The sequence below is a fragment of the Sphingobacterium sp. CZ-UAM genome (assembly GCF_002000245.1).
Lineage (GTDB): Bacteria > Bacteroidota > Bacteroidia > Sphingobacteriales > Sphingobacteriaceae > Sphingobacterium.
In genome coordinates, this window is the sequence record NZ_MTCM01000004.1 from 96,290 (window position 1) to 119,927 (window position 23,638).

The 23,638-nt window shown below is 40.0% G+C and carries 21 protein-coding genes; 5 read left to right on the plus strand and 16 right to left on the minus strand.

The window, feature by feature from the left end:
- The first annotated feature begins 23 nt into the window (after positions 1–23).
- Positions 24–845, plus strand: a complete 822-nt coding sequence (locus tag BWD42_RS16300) for a VOC family protein (protein WP_077437469.1) — start codon at positions 24–26, stop codon at positions 843–845.
- 75 nt (positions 846–920) lie between these two features.
- On the opposite strand, the gene BWD42_RS16305 is transcribed toward BWD42_RS16300, so the two are convergent.
- Together BWD42_RS16305 and BWD42_RS16310 are read right to left on the minus strand one after the other, a co-directional pair.
- On the minus strand, positions 921–1,340 hold the full coding sequence (locus tag BWD42_RS16305; protein WP_077437470.1) for a SufE family protein: 420 nt from the start codon (positions 1,338–1,340) through the stop codon (positions 921–923).
- Positions 1,341–1,351: 11 nt separating this feature from the next.
- Complete coding sequence (locus BWD42_RS16310; RefSeq protein ID WP_175992079.1) at positions 1,352–2,587, minus strand: cysteine desulfurase; 1,236 nt, start codon at positions 2,585–2,587, stop codon at positions 1,352–1,354.
- A gap of 210 nt (positions 2,588–2,797) precedes the next feature.
- On the opposite strand from BWD42_RS16310, the gene BWD42_RS16315 reads away from it, so the two are divergent.
- Positions 2,798–3,793 (plus strand): acyl-ACP desaturase, encoded by a 996-nt coding sequence (locus BWD42_RS16315; RefSeq protein ID WP_077437471.1) that lies wholly within the window; start codon positions 2,798–2,800, stop codon positions 3,791–3,793.
- A gap of 781 nt (positions 3,794–4,574) precedes the next feature.
- Here BWD42_RS16315 and BWD42_RS16320 read toward each other — a convergent pair.
- The 8 genes from BWD42_RS16320 to BWD42_RS16355 all read right to left on the minus strand — a co-directional run bounded on the left by BWD42_RS16320 (position 4,575) and on the right by BWD42_RS16355 (position 12,966).
- Entirely contained in the window at positions 4,575–6,104 is a 1,530-nt protein-coding gene (locus BWD42_RS16320; protein WP_077437472.1) for a peptide MFS transporter, read from the minus strand.
- Positions 6,105–6,160: 56 nt separating this feature from the next.
- The gene (locus BWD42_RS16325; RefSeq protein WP_077437473.1) at positions 6,161–7,936 is read right to left on the minus strand and encodes a peptide MFS transporter; all 1,776 of its coding nucleotides are present in this window, start codon (positions 7,934–7,936) and stop codon (positions 6,161–6,163) included.
- A 134-nt stretch (positions 7,937–8,070) separates the two neighbouring features.
- Positions 8,071–8,400 (minus strand): helix-turn-helix domain-containing protein, encoded by a 330-nt coding sequence (locus tag BWD42_RS16330; protein WP_070566095.1) that lies wholly within the window; start codon positions 8,398–8,400, stop codon positions 8,071–8,073.
- Between the two features lie 65 nt (positions 8,401–8,465).
- The gene (locus BWD42_RS16335; protein ID WP_077437474.1) at positions 8,466–9,836 is read right to left on the minus strand and encodes a Mur ligase domain-containing protein; all 1,371 of its coding nucleotides are present in this window, start codon (positions 9,834–9,836) and stop codon (positions 8,466–8,468) included.
- A 7-nt stretch (positions 9,837–9,843) separates the two neighbouring features.
- A complete protein-coding gene (prmA, locus tag BWD42_RS16340) occupies positions 9,844–10,683 on the minus strand; it encodes a 50S ribosomal protein L11 methyltransferase (RefSeq protein ID WP_077437475.1) in 840 nt (279 codons plus the stop codon).
- A gap of 9 nt (positions 10,684–10,692) precedes the next feature.
- A complete protein-coding gene (gene tpiA / locus BWD42_RS16345; RefSeq protein ID WP_077437476.1) occupies positions 10,693–11,460 on the minus strand; it encodes a triose-phosphate isomerase in 768 nt (255 codons plus the stop codon).
- A 12-nt stretch (positions 11,461–11,472) separates the two neighbouring features.
- Complete coding sequence (locus BWD42_RS16350; RefSeq protein WP_175992080.1) at positions 11,473–12,639, minus strand: putative sugar nucleotidyl transferase; 1,167 nt, start codon at positions 12,637–12,639, stop codon at positions 11,473–11,475.
- 78 nt (positions 12,640–12,717) lie between these two features.
- Positions 12,718–12,966, minus strand: coding sequence for a type B 50S ribosomal protein L31 (locus tag BWD42_RS16355; protein ID WP_077437478.1), 249 nt, complete (start codon positions 12,964–12,966; stop codon positions 12,718–12,720).
- Between the two features lie 227 nt (positions 12,967–13,193).
- Here BWD42_RS16355 and BWD42_RS16360 point away from each other — a divergent pair, with 227 nt between their 5' ends.
- Positions 13,194–13,532 carry a DUF2853 family protein gene (locus tag BWD42_RS16360; RefSeq protein ID WP_077437479.1) on the plus strand — a complete coding sequence of 113 codons (339 nt, stop codon included), beginning with the start codon at positions 13,194–13,196 and terminating at the stop codon, positions 13,530–13,532.
- Positions 13,533–13,558: 26 nt separating this feature from the next.
- Here the strand turns inward: BWD42_RS16360 and BWD42_RS16365 are convergent, their stop codons facing one another.
- Together BWD42_RS16365 and BWD42_RS16370 are read right to left on the minus strand one after the other, a co-directional pair.
- The gene (locus BWD42_RS16365) at positions 13,559–14,206 is read right to left on the minus strand and encodes a carbohydrate-binding family 9-like protein (RefSeq protein WP_077437480.1); all 648 of its coding nucleotides are present in this window, start codon (positions 14,204–14,206) and stop codon (positions 13,559–13,561) included.
- A gap of 73 nt (positions 14,207–14,279) precedes the next feature.
- Complete coding sequence (locus BWD42_RS16370; RefSeq protein ID WP_077437481.1) at positions 14,280–15,386, minus strand: phosphotransferase enzyme family protein; 1,107 nt, start codon at positions 15,384–15,386, stop codon at positions 14,280–14,282.
- 230 nt (positions 15,387–15,616) lie between these two features.
- Here BWD42_RS16370 and BWD42_RS16375 point away from each other — a divergent pair, with 230 nt between their 5' ends.
- Positions 15,617–16,963, plus strand: coding sequence for a Gfo/Idh/MocA family protein (locus BWD42_RS16375; RefSeq protein ID WP_077437482.1), 1,347 nt, complete (start codon positions 15,617–15,619; stop codon positions 16,961–16,963).
- 146 nt (positions 16,964–17,109) lie between these two features.
- Complete coding sequence (locus tag BWD42_RS16380; protein WP_077437483.1) at positions 17,110–18,402, plus strand: hemolysin family protein; 1,293 nt, start codon at positions 17,110–17,112, stop codon at positions 18,400–18,402.
- A gap of 86 nt (positions 18,403–18,488) precedes the next feature.
- Here BWD42_RS16380 and BWD42_RS16385 read toward each other — a convergent pair whose 3' ends face one another.
- The 4 genes from BWD42_RS16385 to BWD42_RS16400 all read right to left on the minus strand — a co-directional run bounded on the left by BWD42_RS16385 (position 18,489) and on the right by BWD42_RS16400 (position 23,626).
- Positions 18,489–20,078, minus strand: coding sequence for a peptide MFS transporter (locus BWD42_RS16385; RefSeq protein ID WP_077437484.1), 1,590 nt, complete (start codon positions 20,076–20,078; stop codon positions 18,489–18,491).
- An 83-nt stretch (positions 20,079–20,161) separates the two neighbouring features.
- Positions 20,162–21,736, minus strand: a complete 1,575-nt coding sequence (locus BWD42_RS16390) for a peptide MFS transporter (RefSeq protein WP_077437485.1) — start codon at positions 21,734–21,736, stop codon at positions 20,162–20,164.
- A 246-nt stretch (positions 21,737–21,982) separates the two neighbouring features.
- The gene (locus BWD42_RS16395) at positions 21,983–22,873 is read right to left on the minus strand and encodes a TIM barrel protein (protein ID WP_077437486.1); all 891 of its coding nucleotides are present in this window, start codon (positions 22,871–22,873) and stop codon (positions 21,983–21,985) included.
- 24 nt (positions 22,874–22,897) lie between these two features.
- Positions 22,898–23,626: a (Fe-S)-binding protein gene (locus tag BWD42_RS16400; RefSeq protein WP_077437487.1), complete on the minus strand. Its 729-nt coding sequence runs from the start codon at positions 23,624–23,626 to the stop codon at positions 22,898–22,900.
- Positions 23,627–23,638 lie beyond the last annotated feature (12 nt).

The following is a 23,638-nucleotide window of genomic DNA, read 5'->3' on the forward strand; positions in this document are numbered from 1 at the left end:
TTTTAACTTAAAAATCGACGCTCATGGAAAATTCAATTATACCGTCCATCTGGTTTGATCAAAATGCGAAGGAAGCTTTTGATCTATACAGCCAGACCTTCCCGAACAGCCAAGTCACAGGCAATTCCCCGATTGTTGTTGAGGCGCAGCTCAATGGCGTAAAATTTATCGGCATCAACGGCGGGCCGATGTTCAAACCAAATCCGTCCATATCCTTTATGGTGATCTGCGAATCCAAAGAAGAGGTTGACCGTATCTGGAATGTATTTTCGCCGGATGGTAGTATATTAATGCCTTTAGACAACTATCCTTGGAGCCCTTATTATGGTTGGGTAGCGGATAAATATGGTGTAAACTGGCAATTATACCAAGGTAAAGTCAGTGACACCAATCAGCAAGCAATTGTTCCCACCCTGATGTATTGCGGCCCTCAGCAGGGTAAATGTGAAGCCGCACTAAAGTTTTACGAGGAATTATTTAAAGACTTCCGTAGCAATGGCATCATGCGCTACGCGACAGGTGAATATGATGGCCAGATCCAACACAGCCAGTTCCTTGTCAACGGGTTTACCTTAATGGCCATGGACAGCGGAGTCACACAAAACTTTACTTTCAATGAAGGCATCTCCCTCACCATCATCTGCCAAGATCAGGCAGAAATTGACTATTACTGGAACCGCATTACCCAAAGGGGACAAGAAAGTCGCTGTGGCTGGTGTAAAGATGAATTTGGCGTAAGTTGGCAAATTGTACCGGCACAGATCTCCAGCTACCTTCAAAACCCAGGGGCCGGAGAAGCGCTCATGAAAATGAATAAGATCATCATTAAAGATTTATTGGGATAAGCCCGCCAAACAATGGCGGTACTCATTTAGAGGCATAAATAAAGGGGATAATGATATCCCCTTTATTTATGTAGGCTAGGCATTGACTTGCAATGCCAATGCGTATAATTTCATTTGTTTGATCATCGACAATAAGCCGTTAGCACGGGTTGGCGACAAGTGTTCTTTTAAACCTATTTCATCCACAAAATACAGGTCAGCATCAACAATTTCTTTTGCCGTATGCCCAGAAAGTACTTTAACCATCAGGCTAACCAAGCCCTTGGTGATAATCGCGTCACTATTCGCTGTAAAATACACCTTTCCGTCTTTAACCTCCGGGTACAGCCATACTTTGGACTGACAGCCTTTAATAATATATTCTTCCGTCTTATATTGCTCATCAATTAAAGGAACCTCTTTCCCGAGCTGAATGATGTACTCGTATTTTTCCATCCAATCCGTAAAGAAAGCGAAATCCTCAATTAATTCATTTTGTATTTCATTAATCGTCATAACCGTTTTTATTACACCAACATATTGACTGCGCGTTGAATACCTGCAACCAAAATATCGATCTCTTCCTTTGTATTATAAAGTGCCAATGAAGCCCGGATCGTTCCAGGGATACCAAAGCGATCCATCACAGGTTGTGCACAGTGGTGCCCCGTACGCACAGCTATACCCAATTTATCCAATATTACCCCAACATCATAGGGATGTGTACCTTCAATGATAAATGAAATCACAGAACATTTCTGATCTGCGGTACCTATAAACTTCATTCCCGGAATCTGGGCTAATTTTTCCTGTGCATATTCCAGTAATTCATGCTCATAGGATTCAATATTTTTTAAGCCAATCGAATTGATATAGTCAATCGCCTCATTCAAGCAGATTCCAGCTTCAATATTTGGAGTTCCGGCTTCAAATTTAAAAGGCAATTCATTATAGGTTGTCTTTTCGAAGGTTACTTCTTTGATCATATCCCCACCACCTTGATAAGGAGGCATTGCGTTTAAGAGCTGTTCCTTACCATACAACACACCGACACCTGTAGGGCCATACATTTTATGTCCGGAGAAAACTAAAAAATCAACGTCAAGATCCTGCACATCAATTTGTATATGTTGGACAGCTTGCGCAGCATCCACCAATACCACCGCTCCTCCTTGATGTGCAATCGAGATAATCTCCTTTACAGGATTGATCGTACCTAATGCATTGGAAACATAAGTTACGGCAACTAGCTTCGTCCTTTCGTTCAGCAGTTTCCGATAGGCATCCATATCGAGCTCGCCCTTATCATTCATTGGAATAACACGGATCTTACAGCCTTTTTCATCACATAGCATCTGCCAAGGAACAATATTCGAATGGTGTTCCATCGCAGAAATAATAATTTCATCTCCAGCGTTGATAAATGCTCTACCATAGCAGGTAGCAACCAAGTTAATACTGTCTGTCGTACCTTTGGTGATAATCACCTGCTTGTCTTCAGGAGCATTGATAAAAGATTGAAGCTTTTTGCGGGTTACCTCAAAAGCATCTGTCGATATCTGACTCAGGTAATGAACCCCACGGTGTACATTGCTATTCATATCCTTATAATAGTGTGCGATAGCATCAATTACCGTTGTCGGCTTCTGTGTCGTCGCACCGTTATCCAGATACACCAAAGGTTTGCCATTTACCTGTCTTTTTAGAATAGGAAAATCTGCGCGTATTTTATCTATATTATATGTTTCCAAAGTCGTCTCCATAATTTATACAAAGTTAATAGTATTTTATCGAATACAGGGCCGACAATCTGTTTTTTATGTCATTATCAATCATCTGGATTTAATGATCAACCAAAATAAACATGACTTAATATGACAAAAGCGTCCCTTTCTACGCATCCTTTGCCATTTTAAACAATTCTATTCTGCTTTTATAATTTATTGCTGCTATTTATTTACCTTTGTATTGATATGCAAGAATTACCTCTAAATTTACCAGAAGGCTCACGTAAAGAAGTGATGGCCTACTTGGAGCCTTTCATGTTAAATGAAATGAGCGAATACCTGAAGCCTGTAGAAGAAATGTGGCAACCTGCTGATTTCCTTCCAGACGCTTCAAGGGATACTTTTTTTGAGGAAATACGAGATTTACAGGAAAGTGCCAAAGAACTATCGTATGATTTGGTCGCGGTATTGATTGGTGATACAATCACCGAAGAGGCCCTTCCTACCTATGAGTCCTGGTTGACCATGGTTGAGGATGTCGATAAAAACGAACAAGGTGGATGGATGAAATGGGTTCGTGCATGGACTGCCGAAGAAAACCGTCACGGAGACCTGTTGAACAAATATCTTTATCTATCAGGTAGAATAGATATGCGTCAGTTTGAGATGTCGACACAGTATCTGATCCAAGATGGATTCGATATCGGCACCGGAGCTGATCCCTACCGCAACTTTATATATACTTCATTCCAGGAACTTGCAACCAACGTATCCCACCGTCGGGTATCAGGACTTTCTAAAAAAAGTGGCGATAAGCTTTTGGCGAAGATGTGTGGAGTCATTGCTTCGGACGAAGCTCGTCATGCGAAGGCATATATGTCTTTCATTTCAAAAGCCATGACCGTAGATCCGAGCGAAGTGATGATTGCGTTTGAAGATATGATGCGCAAGAAAATTGTTATGCCAGCGCAGTTTTTAAGGGAAGCAGGCGAACCCCAAGGTGAAGCCTTTGCACATTTCTCGGATGCTGCACAGCGATTAGGCGTATATACTGCATTAGATTATGTTGATATCCTGAAAGAACTTAATAATGAATGGAAGATTGATCAGGTTTCGGGACTAAATGATCAGGGTGAAAAAGCAAGAGATTATCTGCTAAAATTACCGGACCGTCTAGCAAGATTGGCGGATCGTATGAAGGTTCCTGAAAAAGAATATAAATTCAAATGGATTTACGGATAACAAAAACGCTTGACCAGAAAAAGTCAAGCGTTTTTGTTTTATGGCTCGTTCTCCAATGCAGCAAAATGCTAGTCATTCCACATTTCCGAGCAGATATGCTTCCAGAAAGCAAAGGTATTCTACAACGATTGCTTTAGGAACACTTATTTCGCCAAGTTATATTTATACATATTCTATACAATTATATAATAAAACCTAAATATATGTATTTTATGATATATAAATAAAATACATTATTAAATTAAATAATAACATATAATCTGATATTAAAAACATCTATATTTATTTTCAGAACGGAGTCCGAGTATAATAGGAGATTCAGTTATCCTTCGCCTATATAATGGGATCGATTCGCCCCTTATTCGGCCCTGAGAGCAGGTAAGAGCATTATGCTGCCGGGATGTCTACACCGTGAGACCGTGTTTGACACGGACTCACCACGGACTCATGGTGCTCTCATCATGGACGCATTTCGAAGCTGATACGATGTTGTCCCGAAGCAGCTGTGGACAAGTAGCCTAGCAGTGTGGCGGAAACCAAATGTTTTCATATACTTGTCGTTATCGCTTTTCTCAGTGACCAACAAAGTATATCGAGTCCCAGAAAGCCATAATGAAAAATTTGCTTACAGCAATTAGTATAAAATATGCACAATCATAAGTTTAAAAAAAGGAGCAGATTCCTGATGAATCTGCTCCTTTTTTTTGCCCTTATATAAAGGCTGGCTCAAACTGTAAAAACGCGCTATAAGATGCGTCTTCGGTGAATATTGTGTCAGGGATTATTTTACATTTCCCATTAATTTCCGAACAACTGGTGACAATGCGATAAGTACGACACCGGCAATTAAAGAATACAGTCCCAATTGCTTATAACTTTCTGTATAAGTCATTAAGTTATCCGCTAATGAGCTTCCCGCTTTTGCTTCAGCCATACTCGCACCGATCAAACCTGCAACATATTGTCCATAGGCACTTGCCAGGAACCACATTCCCATCATAATACCCTGCAACCTTGCCGGGGATAGTTTCGTCATAATGGAGAGTCCGATTGGAGAAAGGCACAATTCCCCAATGGTAATAACCAACAGTGCAAGCGTAAAGATATCCAATGAGGTCATGCCATCGTGGGAAAAAAGGCGTGTAGCAAAAAGCACGTAATAACCTAAGCCCAGAAAAACAAAGCCCAGGCCAAACTTGATAATGGTATTCGGTTCAAGCTTACGTCTTCCAAGCCAGATCCAGAATAGACCGAATAATGGCGCCAACGCAATAATAAATAATGCACCGCCAGAATTATTCACGCCATTAGGATCGAGCGTCATTACACCAAGTAGAGAATCATTCAGGTGCTCGGCAGCGAAGATACTCAGCGAACCGCCGCTTTGTTCATATATACCCCAAAAGATAATGGAAAATAGGATGAATACCAGCGCAGCAATTAATTTGTTGCGTTCTTCCTTGGTCACTCTTGACATTTCATAGAAAAGATATAAGAGTGTCAAGGGTCCTATGGTATACATAAAGTAGTCCGTATATTGCGTTTTGGAGACCATGATCTGAATGACAGGTATAAAGATCAGGGTCAGCGCATATACAGCATATTCAACCCATTTAGGCAGAGCTTTCGTCTTTACAATAGCATCCGGATGCCCGGGCTGAAGTCCGATAGGTCCCAAATGTCTTTTGGTAAAGTGAAAATTGATCAAACTTGCCAACATCCCTATTGCGGCTAAACCAAAAGCAACATTCCAACGGTGAGGCTCGGAGATAAACGAACTCAGCATATAACCTTTACCAATGGCGACACAAACATATCCCCCCAAAAATGCACCTAGGTTAATCCCGGCATAGAATAAGGAAAAACCACCGTCACGACGGTTATCGCCATCCCGGTAAAGCTCTCCCACCATCGTAGAAATATTGGGTTTAAAGAAACCCGTACCAATAATAATAAATGAGAGGCCAAAAAAGAAATATTGATGTGGATCTGCTGCGAGGAAAAGACTTCCGACAATCATCAATAAACCGCCCCAAAATAGTGATTTTCTAAAACCTAAAATTTTATCGGCAAAAAGTCCACCAATAAATGTAAACGCATAGACAAATGCCTGTGTAGCCCCATATTGTAAATTAGCCTCTTTCTTTGCAAAGTCTAACTCGTTAATCATAAAGAACACCAACATGCCCCGCATGCCATAAAAGCAAAACCGTTCCCACATTTCCGAGAAAAATAAGCTCCAGATCTGCCTTGGGTACTTTCCCTTAAAATTTTGAATCTCCTCTAACGATTCGCGTGTACTCGCCTCCATACTGTATTTATTATTAATCAAAAAAGCTTCTTTCGTAAAAGAAGCTTATATAGTTATTATTTAATTCCGTGCATCAATCTTTTGATCAAAGGATTGAATAGTATCACTAACAATCCCGCGAAAGCTGGAATAGCTGTAAATAAAAAGAAAAAATGGCTCAATGAATATTCCTGCTGAATTGTTTCCACCTGTCCTCCCAATACCGCAGCAACCTTCTGCGCGATAGCAATAGCCAGATACCAGATACCGAACATAAAAGCCAACATCCGTGCAGGCACTAGTTTAGAAACATAAGATAAGCCCACTGGCGAGATAAACAATTCCCCCAGTGTATGAAATAGGTAAGTCAAAACAAGAAATACCATGGAGATTTTCACTCCCGGCGCTACTCCCCATGAGCCCAGCCCGATAATCAGGAATCCGATCGCAACTAAGATCAACCCAAATCCATATTTAAATGCAGCCGAGGGATTATATTTGGATTCCCATATCTTAGATACTGTAGATGCCAGCGCAATGATAAAAAATGAGTTGAGAATTGAAAACCAGGATACTTTAATTTCTGAAGCTTCTTTATTAAATTCCTGATAAAGCATCCAGATTGCCGCACCCCAGATCAGTCCAAAACAGACAAACAATACGATATTGGAAATAGCGATCTTGTCCCAGGTCACTTTGGCCAGTTTTATTAGAACCCAGCTGATAATTGATAAAGGAACGATCGTCAATAAACCATTGACCACATTAAATGTTGTCAATGCCGTGCCTGTAAGTGCTCTATCGATATTATCACGTGCCACAATCACCAAGGAGGTGGCTCCCTGCTCGAAACTCATGAAAAAGAAGATGAGGAAAAACGCCAAAAGCATTACGGCAAACATTCTGTCCCTAACGGTTTTGTCGTAACGCAAAATCCGCGAAACGATGAGATAAATAAATAGGATCAATGCAATAATGACCATAATATACTGTCCTCTCAAAAAAGATGTATCCAATCCGGCAAAGACATCGATAATCCCATTTTTCGACAATGGATCATTAAAGGCATATACAAAACCTATTATCGATACAATACCGATCAACACATAGTCCTTTACCGTAAATGGATTTTTGGTATCTGTATCGGTCTCGGTGACTGCTTCCTTTTCGCCTACAACAGACTTGTCCAAAATACCGAGGTTACCCATGAGCGGTTTTGCGAAAACAAATTGTAATGTTCCGAGCAGCATAAAAATACCCGCCAGGCCAAATCCCCAATGCCAACCATAGGTTTCGGCAATATAACCACAGAGCATCATCCCGAAGAAAGCGCCCGCATTGACGCCCATATAAAATATGGTGTATGCGCCATCCTTCTTTTCAGGAAGGTCTTTATACATTTCGCCAAGGATTGAAGGCATGTTTGGTTTGAAAAACCCTGTTCCGATCACCAGGCAGATCAATCCCAAGAAAAACATGATTGCTGTATCAAAGGCCATTGCAGCATGTCCCAATGTCATGATTGCCGAACCGATAATAACCGCTTTTCGGGATCCAATGTATTTATCGGCAATGATTCCACCAAGTATTGGAGTCAGATAAAGCATCATGGCATATGTCCCATACAAGGCTCCAGCCTGTTGTGCTGTCCAGGCCCAACCAGAGAATGGGCTTCCCTGTATGACCGCTGCAGTTAAAAATTGCATCAATAGGACGCGCATTCCATAGAATGAAAAGCGTTCCCACATCTCCGTAAAGAAAAGTACGAACAGCCCTGAGCGCTGTCCCAGTACATTTGATTTAAAAAAATCATTCGACGGGCTAGTAGTTATATCCCCGTTTAATCTCCCCATAAGTAATCAACCTTATTTTTATAAAATACTTACAAAGAAACAAAAACAAAATCACTTTTGGCCAAAATAAAGTTGCATAAACAAAAAAAGACAATCCCTTTGGATTGCCTTTTCAGTAACATTTTTAATATGTCCTATCTTTTGTGCAATTGTTCGTAAAGATCAATGACCTTTTTCTGAAGCTCGATCACTTCGCCATCACGTTGTTGCAACTTTTGCGTTAACGCATTGACTTCATTGACATACTCTTTATCTTCTTCTGAATCCGAAGTAGATAATAGTTGAACAACTGTCAAATTGAATAATTTTGAGATTTGATTCAAGCGCGACAGATTCACATCTGTAATTCCTGTTTCAATTTTAGAAAATGCTGGGATTGAGATATCCAATCGCTTTGCAACATCCTCTTGACTCCACCCTTTTTGGTGTCTAAGTAATCTAATTTTTTTTCCTAATGCATTCATCTGGTAGATATTTTAAACAAAAATAGCAAATAAAAATTAATTTACATTAAATTATAATATTTTCTTTAAAAATCTCTAAAAAAACGATCAGCAAGCACCGAGAGATTAACCCCATTATAATTATTTAAACTCATAAGTAGTAAATTGTAACCTCTGGACTTAACCCCATCTAAAAACGAATACAGCCCATCCAAACTCACAACAACCTCTAAATCAGGATTATTAAAGCTCCGTTTGATATTCTCAGGCACGCGTTCAATATCCTTGTTCATTTCCTTGCATGAGTTGATATTCACGTAGACTACAGAGACATCCGATTCCCGCATGGAGTCCGCATATTGTAACAAAAAGGATGAATCTAAGCTATCATATGAGTTTAATTCAATAATTGTGACCAATTTCTGATTAGGAAATTGTTCTTTTACGGCATGGATACTTGACCGAACTTTATCTGCATTGCAGGCGTAATCCTGATAGACCACTGATCCTTCCGAACTGGCCACAAACTCGAGATAACGAATAGAAGTATTAAAGCTCTTTATTGCGTCAAAGAAATCTTTCTTTTTAATTCCCAACCATTCACAGACCGTATAAGCGCCTGCAATATTGGACAGATTATGTTTTCCAAATACCTGCAAAGGAACATCTCCATCCGCAGTATTCAAATAGGTAACCCCTTTATTGATCGTATAATCAGGAATTTTATAACCATGTCTGTTGATCTTACAATCTTTAGTATCCTGCAAAACCTTTTGGAGAACGGCATCTTCTTTATTATAGATCAGTGTTCCTTTGGGAGGTATAGAATCAATAAAATCTTCAAATTGTTTAATATATTCCTCTTGAGATATTTTGGAATTGAATTCATTCCATACGATACCCGAGATTAGCGCAATATTGGGCTTATAATACAAGAATTTGGACTTGGAGTCAATTTTGGACGAAACATATTCATCTCCCTCGATAATAATAATCTTATTATGCTTGGTAATATCCACAAGTTTATCAAAGCCTCTTAATTGCGCCCCGACCAGGTAATCAAAATCTTTACCTAAGAAGCGCATGACGTGCATGACCATACTCGTAATCGTGGTTTTCCCATAGCTACCTGCAATAACCACACGGATTTTATCCTGTGAAAGTTCTTGTATAAACTCAGGGAAAGAATAGATTTTCAGGCCTAATTCCTGCGCCCTTTTTAATTCGGGATTATCTGCTTGCGCATGTGCTCCTAAAATAACAGCATCAATATCTTCTGTCACCTTATCGGCAAACCATCCCAATTGATCTGGCAATAATCCAGCTTCGATAAGATGGGAACGGGAAGGCTCCACAATCTGATCATCAGATCCAGTAATCTGGTGCCCTTGCTTTGCCAAGGAAATGGCAAGGTTGTGCATCACACTACCACCTATCGCTATAAAATGAATACGCATCGCTCTATTACCGTTTCACAAACTTGGCTGCACACCAATTATTTAAAACTTTTTTGGAGATAAATTCAAAACCTAAAGACTCAGCTGTCTCACGTAACATGGCCAAATCTTCCTGTTCATAGAATCCGCTTAAGTACAACTCTCCATTTATATTGATACTTAAAGCGTATTGGGGCAATTGTTCCAATAGAATATTCCGATTGATATTTGCTAAGATAGTATCAAAAACACGGCCTTTTAAAACCTCAAAAGAGCCACAGATAGCCTCGATATTGGTTACTGTATTAAGCGCGCTATTTTCGATCACACTGTCCACGCAGATTTCATCGTAATCTACTGCCAATAAAGCATCAGCCCCTTTTTTTGAAGCCAAGATCGCCAGGATCCCCGTACCACAGCCCATGTCCAGGACCTGTTTACCCTCAAAATCATTTTCCAGAATATACTGTAGCATCATCGATGTCGTCTGATGGTGCCCTGTACCGAAGGACATTTTGGGGTCGATGATTATTTCATAGGGAAAATCAGGCCTTGCCTCATGAAATGTAGCACGAACATAGCATTGTCCACCTACTTCAATGGGATTAAAATTACTCTCCCAGAGCTTATTCCAATTCTGATTTTCAATTTCCTGGACTTTATAGCTTACTTCAAGTCCTTCATCAAGATGTAGCATTAATGTTTCTAATGCCTGCAGATCTAGATTTGCAGCTGGAATATAAGCTGCAAATCCAGATTCGGTATCTTCAAACGTATCAAAGCCGATGTCTGCCAAATCAGATACCAATAGATCTTTTTGCCATTCCTCGCCCGATAGCATTTGAAAGATAACCTCTATGTATTTCATTTCTAAAAATTAGCCGTTAAACACTTTGGCAATATCAATAAAATCTCTCGATTTCAAAGAAGCTCCTCCAATCAAACCACCATCGATATCTGCTTGTGCAAACAGATCTTTTGCATTACCCGGATTACAAGAACCACCATACAGAATACTTGTATTATCCGCTGTTTCCTGACCATATTTCTCTGCGACGACCTGACGGATAAATTGATGAACTTCCTGTGCCTGCTCCGGACTAGCCGTAAGACCCGTGCCGATCGCCCAAACTGGCTCATAGGCCAATACCACTGTAGCGAAAGCTTCATTGGACAGATGGAACAATCCAGCAGTCAATTGTGTTTTAATTATTTCAAAGAAATCACCGGACTCGCGCTCTTCTTTGGTTTCTCCAATACAAAATATCGGCGTCAGGCCATGTTTCAACGCGATATCTACTTTCGCAGCCAACAAAGCGTCTGTTTCTCCAAAATAAGCACGTCTTTCAGAGTGACCTAAGATCACATGTGAAGCACCGACCGATTTTACCTGTCCTGCTGAAATTTCACCAGTGTAAGCTCCAGACTCCGCCTGATGAATATTTTGTGCACCGATATTCACGTTAGCCACATTCTTGGAAAGTTGCCCAAGACTTGACAAGTGAATGAAAGGGCTGCAAACAACCAGTTCCTGATTTCCAATAACTTCATCTTTGGCCATATTGATAATTTCAGAGAATAAACTTAATCCGGATTGATAGTCTAAATTCATTTTCCAATTACCAGCTACGATTTTCTTACGCATGATTTTTACGATTTAATTATATTTTTTGTTAAGTTGATTCAATTCCCTTGTGAGCCTTTCCGGCAGTTCCTCATTTTTTGACATATATAGCGTTTCCAGGTACTCCATAAACTTGTCAAAGTTATAGATCTGTGTATCCCCATTGAACAGCCAGGCAAACGACGGTACAAATTTAGCATAAAAACTTGTATCTGCCAGCATACTTGCAATTCCAATTACGGTTCCGGTATTAAAAGACGAGTTAATCCCCGTCCGTGTATAGTCACCTATAAAAACACCACACTTTAATAAGCCTGTATCCCTAAAGTCTTCGAGGCTATAATCATAAATTGATACCGTTTTTAAATTGTTTTTAAGATTCGAATTGGAGGTCCCGGCACCAAGATTACACCAGTCCCCTATGACCGAGCAGCCAAGATAACCATGATGTCCTTTTGCGGAAAAGTCCCCGATAACGGAATTTCCGACCTCACCTCCGACGACACTTTGTTTTCCCACAGACACATTGCCATAGATCGTTGCACCCATTTTTACGACAGCCCCTTTTCCAAGATAGAGTGGCCCGCGCAGATGAGCACCTTCCATAATCGTGGCTCCCTCGTCAATGTAAATAGGGCCAGTGGTCGAGTTAAGTGTCGCACATTCCATCGAGACCTTTTCAGCGACGTAAAAATCTGTACCCAGCAACTGGTTTGTGGGAGAGATAGCCTCAACGGCTGTCTTTTGTGCCAACAGGTTGAAATCATGTACAATTTCCGCCCCCGTTAATACAAACAGGTCTTCCACGCCTTTCAACAAAGAGATGGTATCATCTGCATGCTTTAACTTCAAAGCCCCCTCTTTATGATACCGCCAGGCGATGATCATTTCATCCTGTCGCAAGATATCGCCTTCCTCCATCGCCAAAACAGCCTGTAACATCACCGCAGAGGGAACTACATGTTTGGTCACCCAAACAGCTCCATCCTCACAACTATTCCCCTCGGCAAGCTCCAGATTGAATGTGGAAGCCAACCTATGCCATTTCTCCCTTAAAGTGAGAATACCGACACGCAAGTCTAAACAGGATTTAACGAAGGTAAAAGGATATAAACTCTTTTTATCAAAAGAAGTCAGCGGGAAAGTGAGCGTATCCAACGATCGGATAGCATCAAAACAATCTACAAAAAAGATTTTCACAAAATAAAAATAACAAAAAAAACCCGACAAATAACATTTATCGAGTTCTTAATATTGTAATATACAGATCTGCTACAATTATTTTTTGTTGTAACGGCTACGGAATTTGTCGATACGTCCAGCAGTATCAACCAATTTCATTTTACCTGTATAGAAAGGGTGTGATGTATGAGAAATCTCTAATTTTACAACTGGGTACTCATTACCATCTTCCCACTGAATAGTCTCTTTCGTGTCAACACAAGATTTAGTAATAAAAGCATAGTCGTTTGACATATCTTTAAATACAACTAATCTGTAATTTGAAGGATGCAAATCTTTTTTCATTATTATTATGATTACGTATATTCAATTATTGAGGTGCAAAGATAATTTATAAAAATGTAATTTGCAACAATTGCAAAGAATAATTCATTGAATTTTTCCACACTTTCGGTTACCAGCACTTAAACGGTTACAAATGTAACAATCTTTATTTATCCCCCAAGAATTATTTTGTTTTCCAACTTTTTTCGCTTAACTTAACTTACTACAATTAAATCATTTACATAATTATGAGCAAATTAGATGAAAAAATTGCTGCATATACTGCAGAATCAAAAAAACTAGGGTTATCACTCGATGATGCGTTTATTGCAAAAGTGACAAAAGGGATGGGACCTTCCATTTACAATGCAGATTCAGAAACTATTGCAGCGTCAGATCCCGAAGAGCTTAAACGTGTCAAGCAAAATTTTCTGATCAAAAAATTAGGGCTCAAAGATGGTCCTGATTTAGACAAAGCATTAGAAGAAGTTATTACCACTATTGGTAAATCCAATAAAAATAAATACCGTGTTTTGGTGTATGCTTTATTGGCAAAAAAATTCAAAAAAGAATCTGTTTACCAATAAGCAACAACATTTTATTAATCCAACTTCTATCCAAAAATCAGTTCGCCAAAAAACTGAGGTAAATGGAAATTAGGAGTTGGATTATCTACTTTACTCCAGGAGAGAAAATGCGGATTTTTTAGGTTGTCACCACACTTGTAAAAGTTCCCATGTATTTTCTTCCCTTTCAGCTCACTTGTATCATTAAATTTAAAGACAGCCAGTGGAATGACCTGGATCATGCTCCAGCGTCTATCTGTACCGCTATGCCGCTCGATCATGGAGAATGCCTGCACCGTCTCAATCTCTGCCGCACTGAGCCTGCTTCTCGCTGATTTATCAGGAGTACCGTAGCCGATCAACCCTGTTCCGATCAAATTAAACTCTATATTATAATAATGCTTGCGATCATCAAACGAAACGAAAAACTCTACGCAACTATCCTCCCAAACATTTTGGTTTGCTTCTGCGTAATTTCCGCGCAATTGCTCCTCAGCGACATCAAACTGTAGCAGCAATTCATTTTGCGTATAACCTATTTTAAATCGCACCTGCGGCTTATAAGGATACGAATCGCTCCAATTACTCTGCTCCAATGTATTCCACTCCAAATCTTTTAGAAGATCCGAAAGCTGATTAAAATTGTGGCTGCCGGTCAAATCTGATGCAATGGGCAGAATGGTTAGTTTCTTCATATACAGTAAAGTTAAGAAAAAGAAGCTTCATCATTAGATGGAAGCTTCTCAACATATTAAAGGTATAAAATCGTTAAATACAATCAAAAATTACCTTTCGCATAAATTCTTCATTCTTTTCCATCTCTTCCACCAATTTTAGCTGCGTATTGGTACGTACCAAATTATGTTCGTCATATTTGGTTTTATAGTAATGGTCTCCCTCAATGTAATCGGTCAGGAAGCGTACGCCTTGCATATAAGGTAATAAAAACGCCCCATCAACCAGCGTTTCTTTTTCCGCTGTGGTCAAAAACTCGTTTGCTTCTTCCAGATAGCCTTCTGCATAGGCCTTGTATAATGATAGGTTCAGCACGATTTTCGATATATCCTTTTCATCTTCGGCTACGGGATTAATAATGGTACGTATGGCATCTCCAAAATCATAGGCAACGTACCCTGGCATAACCGTATCCAGATCAATCACACATTGCATTTTATCGTGGACATCAAGTAATACATTATTAAATTTTGTATCGTTATGTGTGATACGCAAGGGCAATGCACCTTTATTTCCCAAATCCAGGATTGTCTTCATACGGTCTTCACGGCTAAAGATAAAGTCCAGTTTATCCTTTACCTGTTCCACACGTTGGCAGACATCTTGCGCAATCGCTTTTCGAAGATTATTGAGTCGGAATTCTACGTTATGAAAATTAGGCAGTACTTCAACAATACGGGAAGCATCCAGGTCAGAAAGCTGTTTCTGAAACAGTCCAAAAGCACGTCCACCCTCTGCCGCCTGCACTTCTGTTTCCACAATATCATAACTCTTTGTATCCTCAATCAGGATAAACATACGCCAGTAATTCCCTTCGCTGTCCTTCGTATATAACTTGCCTTCCAGTGTAGGAATAATCGTCAGGACATGGTCACTGACCCGCTTGCCTTCGGCAACTTTTACTTTTTTACTGAGATGTTTTGTTACGATTTCAATATTATGCATCAAGCCTTCAACATTTGGAAATACGTGATGGTTGATGCGTTGCAATAAATGCGATATCCCGCTATTTATGGAGGTAGTTACACGATAAGTATCATTGATATGACCAGAACCAAAAGGCTGCACTGAAATGATATCTCCTTCTAATGTGAATTGTTTTGCTGCGTTCTCTACTACTAATTGGTTAAAATCAGACATTAAACTATGTTTTTAAATCATCAATGTGCTTGCAATATCACAAATTGAATTAATAAATGATAATTTTTATTTCAATCAAACGTTTGCATGAAATTTAATAAATTTAAACAATCGTTTGCACTTTCTTTTATAGCAAATGAAATAATATATTTGTTGATAGGAGCCAGTCAAATAGCTGGTTCTTCACTAAGATAAATAACTAATATACAAACTCCTCATATCTCAAAACAATGGATAGAAGAAATTTCATTAAGTCAACTGCCATCACTACCGCTGGACTCGGCGTTCTTTCAAGTACTGACTTATTCGCCCAAACAAACGGGAAAATCAAAATCGGCTTTATCGGGGTAGGTCTTCGTGGACGGAATCACGTTCAGATCGCCTTAAACAGAGACGATCTAGAAATTGTGGCCGTATGTGATACACAAGAAGAATCTCTTGCACAATGCCGTAAACAGTTCAATGCGAAAGGCACCAAACTTCCAAAAGAGTATACAGGAGGCGTCGATGCTTACAAAAAAATGTTAAGCAGCGAAAAATTAGATGCAGTTATCATTGCAACACCTTGGCAATTTCACAAAGACCAAGCTATTGATGCCATGAAAGCAGGTTTATATGTAGGTTGTGAAGTTATCGCTGGCTTAACCGTACAAGATCACTGGGATGTCGTAAAAGCTTCTGAAGAAACCGGAAAACCTTACATGACATTGGAAAATGTTGCTTTCCGTCGTGATGTACTTGCGGTACTAAATATGCACAGACAAGGTTTATTCGGTGAATTGTTACATCTTGAAGGTGGTTATCAACATGATTTACGTGAAGTTTTATTCAATGATGGTAAGAGTTATTATGGCCATGGCGTTGAATACGGACCTAAGGCACTTTCTGAGGCGCAATGGCGTACACAGTTCAACATTGACCAAGATGGTGACCTTTATCCGACACACGGTTTAGGACCTATCATGCAGTTTGTTGATATCAACAAGGGCAATAGATTTACGCATATTACATCTTACTCAAGTAAGGCGCGTGGTCTAGCGGCTTATGTTAACAAAGTATCGCCCGGACACCCAAACAGTAAGCTAAACTATAAAAACGGGGATATCACTCAAACGATGCTACAATGTGCAAATGGTGAAACCATGTTGTTAACACACGACACGCATTTACCAAGACCCTATTCCATCGGTTTCCGTGTACAGGGAACGGAAGGTATTTGGATGGATGTCGCTAAAGGGATCCACATCGAAGGAAAATCAAAACCGCATACCTGGGATCCAGCAGACGAATGGGTTAAAAAATATGATCACCCGATCTGGAAAAAATACGAAGAATTAGCGACAGGTTCAGGCCACGGTGGTATGGACTGGTTTGTATTCAATGCATTTATCCAAGCTGTAAAACAAAAAGTTCAAACGCCAATTGACGTTTATGATTCAGTAACGATGAGTGCGGTATTCCCACTTTCTACAGAATCGATCAAAAAAGGTAATAAAACTTTAGAGTTCCCGGATTTCACAAAAGGAAAATGGAAAACAAAGAAAAACACCTTCATGCTTGACGATAGCGGCATGTAATCATAAAAAAAGTATAAACCAAAGAAGCTGTATCCCGAAAAGATACAGCTTTTTTCGTTAGGCTATTTAATATAATCCCAATAGTTCTACCATTTAGGCCGCCTTTTTCTTAAATTAGCTTTCACAAACAATTTTTCCATAACATTATGCTCACCGAAGCAATTATAATCTTAGTACTCATTATCTTAAATGGAATCCTTTCTGCTTCCGAAATTTCAATCGTTTCCAGTAGAAAAGCCCGCTTACAGGCGGAGAGCGACAAGGACAATCCTGCCGCCAAGATTGCGTTACATCTCAAAGAATCACCCAATAGTTTCCTATCAACCGTACAGATAGGCATCACTCTAATTGGCATCTTAACAGGTTTCTTTTCAGGCGGCAGCATTTCAACCTATCTGATTGAGATTTTTAATCAATCGAGTTTACTCGCACCTTATAGCCAACAGTTGGCAGTCATTTTGGTGGTATTCATCATAACTTATTTCTCGTTGGTTCTCGGCGAACTGGTGCCAAAACGCATCGGAATGGCTATTCCCGAAAAATATGCCATGCTCATTGCTTACCCGATGAATTTACTCAGCAAAATTGTCAGGCCGTTTGTCTGGCTATTGAGTGCTTCTACAGAATTTATTGTCAAGCTGCTCAATATCAAAAGCACGGGAAATAGTGTAACCGAAGAAGAGATCAAGGCATTGGTGGACGAGGGGGTAGATAGTGGTGTGATTGAAGGTATTGAACATGATATCGTGGATCGTCTCCTCAGTCTGGGAGACAAGAAAGCCATCAATCTAATGACCCACCGCAAGAATATTGTATTTCTGGATCTGGAAGACAGTTTTGAGGAAAACAGGCAGATTATCCTGGACAATGATCATTCCATTTACCCCGTCTGCGAAGGTGGGCTCGACAATATCAAAGGCGTCGTCCATGTTAAATCCTTGCTCAGACAATGTTTTGAAAACAAACCCTTTGACCTTCGGAAACTCCTGCTTCCGATCAAATTTGTCAATGAATTCAGCTCTTCTTATAGCATTATGAATACATTGCGAACATCTCAGGTACACCAGGCGGTTGTCATCGACGAATACGGCTCCCCTCAGGGCATTATCACCCTGCGCGATATTGTCGGCGATTTAGTTGGCAATATTACCGAAAGCGATATCAGCGTACGTCCAACAATCCGTCAGCTCGAAAGTGGCGATTATGTCGTAGATGGGCAGTATCAGATCGAGGATCTTCTGGATGAATTTGAAATAGGTCTTTCCGAGGAGGACGAGGACGACATCAACAATGTCACGACTGTAGGCGGATTGGTTTTCTTACTCTTAGACCACGTCCCAGAGGAGGGCGAACGTGTACGTTTCAAAAACATGATTTTTGAAGTATTGGATATGGATGGCAATCGTATCGACAAGCTTTTATTAAAAATAGAGGAATAAAAAGGATGCTATCCGATTTCATTTAATACACAAAGGGCCGATCAGTACTGATCGGCCCTTTGTGTAAACTATTTTTATGAGTCTATCTAATTGATGCCATGCATCATCTTTTTCAAAATCGGATTGAAAACAATCAGTAATAGCGCGGTCACACCTGGAACAATGGCAAAAATCATAAAGAAATAAGCCATCGAGTGCTCTGCTGTAATTTTATCGATGTACGAACCTAAAAATCCACCAATGAAATTAGCGATAGCTGAAGCACAAAACCAGCAGCCAAAAAGTAAACCTAAAAACTTCTTTGGAGAGAGTTTACTGACATAGGAAAGTCCTACCGGAGATAGACAAAGTTCTCCAGCTGAATGGAAAAAATAGGCGATAACAAGCCAGATCATGCTAACTGAGGCAGTTTTCGCCCCCTGTGGGATATCACTTGCGCCATAAGCCAGCGCGGCGAAGCCAATACCGACCAAGATCAGGCCCAAAGCAAATTTTACCGGTCCAGAAGGATTCCAGATTTTTTCCCAGAATTTGCTGAAGGATGAGGCCAACGAAATAATAAAAAATGCATTCAATATCTGGAACCAAGAAGCGCCAACTTCGGAACCGGTTATACCAATCTCACGAAACACTTTCCACAAGCCCAAGCCCCAAATAATTCCAAAGGAAATCGCTGTGAACAAAATGGTCAAAGGAAATTGTTTGTAAATCTTTCTCGCAAGCGCAGTCAATACAATGGTTACTATGATAATGGGAGCGATCGTTAATATTGTATCTATCCATTTAAAGGCAACAGCTGAATCTCCCGATAACACGCGTTGTGTATAATCTTTGGCAAAAATAGACATGGACCCTCCTGCCTGCTCAAAAGACAAAAAGAATACGATACTAGCGAGCATGAATATTGTAACGACAACAAGACGGTCTCTTACAACATTTCTAGGGATAATCTCATCAACTTCCTCATTATTTTTAACCTTTGCGTCGTGATGCGCCTGTAGAGCCTTGGGTGTATCGCCAATAATTCCAAATATTTTTTGACCAAAATAGAATTGTAACATCCCAAAAAACATAAAAACTCCCGCTAGCCCAAAGCCATAATGCCAACCGATCTTCTCGCCAATATAACCGCACAAAAGCATCCCCAGAAATGAGCCGGCATTAATACCCATATAGAAAATGGTATAACCAGCATCTTTCTTCGCACTTTTATCTGGGTATAAGTTTCCAACCATAGAAGAAATATTCGGTTTAAACATTCCATTTCCCAAGATCATCAAAAGCAGACCTAAGAAGAAGAAGCCTGAATTGACAGCCTCAAATGCCATAGATAAGTGACCTAGTGTCATAATCAATGCACCGATCAGAATAGCCTTTTTAAAACCGGTTAACTTATCCGCAATCATACCACCGATCAACGGAGTCAAATAAACAAAACCTGTATATGCGCCATATAATTTCATGGCGCGTTCATTGCTCCATTCCCAGCCGCCGTCAGCGATCGTACTGATTAAGAACAACGTCAGTAACGCACGCATACCGTAATAGCTGAAACGCTCCCACATCTCAGTAAAGAATAGCACAAATAATCCGGCAGGATGCCCATTTACCATCTTGTCATCTATCCCCTGCTTGGCCAGATGTGCTACAAGAACTTGATCTTTTTCTTGATTCATATAATTTCAATAATTGTTTTATAACTCAGGTTTTGTTTTTAATTTGATAAAAATCGCTTGAAGATACACTATTTTTCTATGAATTAGTCAATACCATGCATCATCTTTTTTATTTTTTTATTTCCCAGCAGTAGGAATACAGCCGCTATCATAGGTATGATCGTAAACACGGCAAAGAAAAATGACATGGAATGTGATTCGGTAATCCTATCTATATAAGAGCCAATAAATCCACCAATAAAGTTAGCGATGGCATTGGCACAAAACCAAAAGCCAAATAGCAGGCCCAGGAATTTCTTTGGCGACAATTTACTCACATACGATAAACCTACCGGACCAATACACAACTCTCCCACCGTATGGAAAAAGTAAGCTAAAACCAACCAGATCATACTGACCGAAGCGGTCTTTGCTCCCGTTGGAATCTCAGCACTCCCTATTGCCAGGGCGGCAAAGCCAACACCAACCAACGTTAGGCCCATCGCAAACTTAATCGGCCCGGAAGGATTCCATACACGCTCCCAGATCTTGCTGAAAGAAGTGGCCAGTGTAATGATAAAGAACGAATTGAGCATTGGGAACCAAGAAACGGTCACTTCCGAATTCATACCATGATATTCGCGGTAAACCTTCCATAAACACAAAGACCAGATCATCACAAATGAGATACTGGAGCAGAGTATGATCATAGGATACTTTCGGACTATTTTTTTCGCCAAGACAAATAACACGGCGGTAATCACAACAATAGGCACAATCGTTAACGCAGAATCTGCCCATTTGAAAATGGTCGCAGCCTCGCCGCTTAATACGCGTTGGGTATAGTTTTTAGCAAATATGGTCATCGAACCTCCAGCCTGCTCAAAAGCCAAATGGAATACAATACTTGAAAACATAAAGATCGCGATAACCAATAGCCTGTCACGAACGATATGCTTTGGATGTTCGTCTTCCTGTCCCCGCTCCGCCAAAACTATATTTTCCTTTTCTGGTGTATTGCCTATTTTTCCGAAGATGCGTTGGGCAAAATAAAATTGCAACATCCCTAAAAACATAAATATACCCGCAAGTCCAAAACCATAGTGCCATCCGATTTTCTCACCGATGTAACCACATAACATCATTCCCAAGAAGGCTCCACCGTTGATCCCCATGTAAAAAATCGTATATCCAGCATCTTTTTTACCGCCTTTATCGGGGTATAGTTTCCCCACCATCGAAGAGATATTGGGTTTAAACAGGCCATTTCCCAGAACAATAAGCACCAGTCCCCCAAGAAAGAAGTTTTTATTGAATCCCTCCATAGCCATAGCAATATGGCCTAGGGTCATAATGATAGCTCCCACCATAATGGACTTTTTATAGCCTGTCAAACGATCTGCAATAATTCCGCCGAATAAAGGTGTCAAAAAGACCATCCCCGTATAAAGCCCGTACAACTTCATCGCCTCCGAATTTGTCCAGCCCCAGCCATGCTGCGCAATTGTCGAAACCAAGAAGTTTACCAATAATGCACGCATGCCATAGTAACTAAAGCGTTCCCACATCTCGGTAAAAAACAAGACAAATAAGCCAGCGGGATGCCCTTTCACCAATACTCGTTCAGCGCCCACCTGGTTTAAGTGAGCTTCCAGAACAGCATCTTTTTCAAAATTCATGTTTTTCTAATCGTTATTTTTCAATATCAGGTAGTGTGATTTCAATTTATCCATTGTTTATCCAGACCCGATCGTCCTATGTTCATAGTTCGATAACGTAGATACTGCAATCAAATCGGTTGACAAAATAATATGGACAAAATTTAGATTTACCTCAATAGGATATCGCCTATCGATTAAATTCTCGGTTAAAAACAAAGTTCTTCCCAATAGCATGAAAAGAACTTTGTTTATATCCTCATTATATTAGATCAAGGGACGCAAGCGCTCCAATAATTTTTTAGTTGCGAAGATTCCTTCCTCTTCACTCAGTTTACTTCCTTCGTATTCAATCCCAACATAACCTTTGAATTTCGCCTTTTTCACGATTTTTAACATGCGTTCGTAGTCAATCTGGGTTTCATTACCATTCGCATCAAAATCATGTGTTTTGGCACTTACACCATGCGCATAAGGCATCAGATCTGTTACCCCCTGATAACGGTCATATTCATAGAAATTACCCAAATCAGGTAAGCTTCCACAATATTTGCTTCCTACAGCTTTCAGGGTTTTAGCCAACCAGTCACCATGCGAGGAAATACCACCATGATTTTCAACGATAATACTGATACCTGCTTTCTTTCCGATATCCGACAGCGTAGTTAAACTCTCAACAACACGTTTGCTTACTTCATCAGGTGTACCTTTACCAGCTGCGTTTACGCGGATGGCATGACAACCCAAAAAGTTGGCTGCTGAAATCCATTTGTAGTGGTTCTGTACAGCCTGTTTTCTTTTGGTCTCATCTTCGTCACCAAGATTTCCTTCACCATCAACCATAATTAACACATTCCTTACACCATTATCTTTTGCACGCATGTTCAATTCAGTCAGGTAATTGTTATCATTAGCCTTATCTTTAAAGAATTGATTTACATATTCCACGCCATAGATACCATATTTTTTAGCAGCTACAACAGGGAAATCCAAATTGTTCAGATCACCTTTAAACAAAGTTTTGTGCAATGACCATTCAGCCAGGGAAATGTCAAACCAGTCTTTCTTTGCTACAGCAAAGCTCTCCAACGATGGCGCCAATGCTACACCAGCAGAAGCTAATGCAAGGTTTTTAAGAAAATCTCTTCTAGAATTCATGTGTTTAGATTTAAAGTGTGTTATTTATATATTTCCCCATCCGGTAGTCAGTACATCCACGAGATGCATGGTCTGGATGGGTAATTTATGTTTATCAATATATGCCTGCAGCTGCAACAAACAGGACGAATCTGTTGAAATTATATAGTCAGCATTCAATGCCATGGCATTTCGGACTTTTTGTTCCGCCATAGCGGCAGATATCCCTTCAAACTTAACGGCAAAACTTCCGCCAAAACCGCAACAGGTTTCACTATCTTTTACTTCCACCATTTCCAATCCCAGCACTTTGCTGAGCAGCTTTCTCGGTTCATCTTTGATCTTGCACTCACGCAGGGCTGAACAAGAATCATGATACACAGCCACGCCTTCCAATTCAGCACCAAAATAATCCTTTTTCAATACATTGACCAAGAAATCGGAAATCTCCATGACCTGTTGTTGTATTTTATGACATTGGTGGGAATCTGCAGAATTTGCGAATAGGTCGCTATAACTGTTTCTGACCATACCGGTACAGGAGGCCGAAGGAGAAATAATGACGTGATCTCCCGAAAAATCTTCTAAAAACTTTTTTCCTACCTGCTTCGCATCGTCCCAAAACCCAGCATTGTAGGCCGGTTGCCCACAACAGGTCTGATTGGGATTATAACTCACCTCACAACCTACCTTCTCCAGTAAACGAATCGTGTTAAAAGCCGTTTCCGGATAAAGCTGATCTATAAAACAAGGAACAAAAAGTTCTACCTTCATATTTAATTCAAT